Here is a 1,421-nt window from a genome sequence, read left to right as displayed (position 1 = left end):
AAGTCCCCATCCCCCCCTACCCCCCCTTTGTAAGGGGGGAGATCAGGGGGGATAATGGCGGATCGAACCGTATCGCAGCAAATAGGTAACTGCCATCAAATCCCCGCACCCCGATTCGCATCGGTTTAAATGAAGCCCGCCCGGTTAATTTCGAGCAAAATGAAGCTGGCGAAGATGACGCCGCCGAGGCCGCCGACGAGGAAGCCGGAGGTAAAGAAACTCCAGTCCTTGTAGGTTCGGATGTTGTCCGGGAGGTTGCCCTTGAATCGGGCGCCGGTCTGGAAAACCGCGACGCCGTAGACGAACAGACAGGCGCCGAGAATGACCACCAGCCCGGACGCGCTGGCAAATCCGGCGGGGAGTGCCCGTTCGGTGTCCCGCAGCGGGCCGAGTTTCAGGAACGGCCCCAGCAGCAGGTAGCCGTGGGCCATGCCGATTTCCAAACCCCGGGCGATCGGCGAGAGGCCGGCCCGGTAGATGGGCAGGTTTTTCAGCCAGGTTCGCGTCAGGGGACTGGCGCTGATGGGGGTATCCAACATCCCGAGTTGGGGGTCGTTGCGGTGGGGTTGCACGATCCCTTCAAATAGGGGTCGGTCGTTGAATTGGCCGTCGCCGTACAGGGCGCCGGGGTTGAATTTCATTTGGCTGAAATTGTAGCCCGCCGCGATCGCCCGCGATCGCAACCCGTGCCAAAAATGCCCCGCCAGCAGCAGGCCGGCAAAAATCGCCTGAAACAGCATCAGCCAGGTGCGCGACGTGATGACGCCATCGGCGGTGAGGGTGGCGGCCGGACCGTAAAACACCTCCGGGTAAACCGTGCCGTTCGCCCAGACGAAATAGGCCGCGAAGAACCCCATGTAAGCCAGGGCCGCCTGAGAGTAAGCCAGGTACGCCTCCCCCGACCAGACGAACAGGCCCTTGGCCCAGGCGGTGGGTTCGGTTCGGATGTGCCAGATGCCGCCCAGGATGCAGATCGCGCCGATCCACAGGTGGCCCCCCGCCACATCTTCCAAATTGTTGACGGCGGCCATCCCCTTCAGCGTCCAGCCGTCCGGGGTGATGCCGACGAGGTAGCCGAAGATCCGCAGGGGGTCGAGGGTGGGCCGTGTCACCAGGCGGACGTCGGCGATCGCGGGATCGTACAAACCCCCGACAAACGCCGCTTTGATGACCAGCAGCAGCGCCCCCACCCCCAACAGCACCAGGTGGATGCCGAGGATGGTGGTCATTTTGCCGCCGTCGGCCCAGTCGTAGCCGAAGCCTTTTTTATCCAGCTTCTCCGGCCCGAGTACGGCGTGGTAGATGCCGCCCGCCCCCAAAACGGCGGAAGCGACGAGGTGGGCGATGCCGATCGCGTAGTAGGGATAGGTGTCTATCACCTCGCCCCCGGCACCGACGCCGATGCCGAGGCGGGCCAGGTT

Annotated in this window: 1 protein-coding gene; it reads right to left on the bottom strand. The window is 63.8% G+C overall.

Features of this window, described 5'->3' with window-relative positions:
- Positions 1 to 125 precede the first annotated feature (125 nt).
- The coding region (locus LKE08_RS15360) for a photosystem I reaction center subunit XI (protein ID WP_324705118.1) at positions 126 to 1,421 on the bottom strand (1,296 nt) is incomplete at its 5' end.

Origin of the sequence: Lyngbya sp. CCY1209, assembly GCF_035615495.1 — a bacterium.
In the GTDB taxonomy this organism is placed as follows: domain Bacteria; phylum Cyanobacteriota; class Cyanobacteriia; order Cyanobacteriales; family Microcoleaceae; genus Limnospira.
Note: the sequence above shows the minus strand (reverse complement) of the source record. Positions and strands in the feature narration are given on the sequence as shown.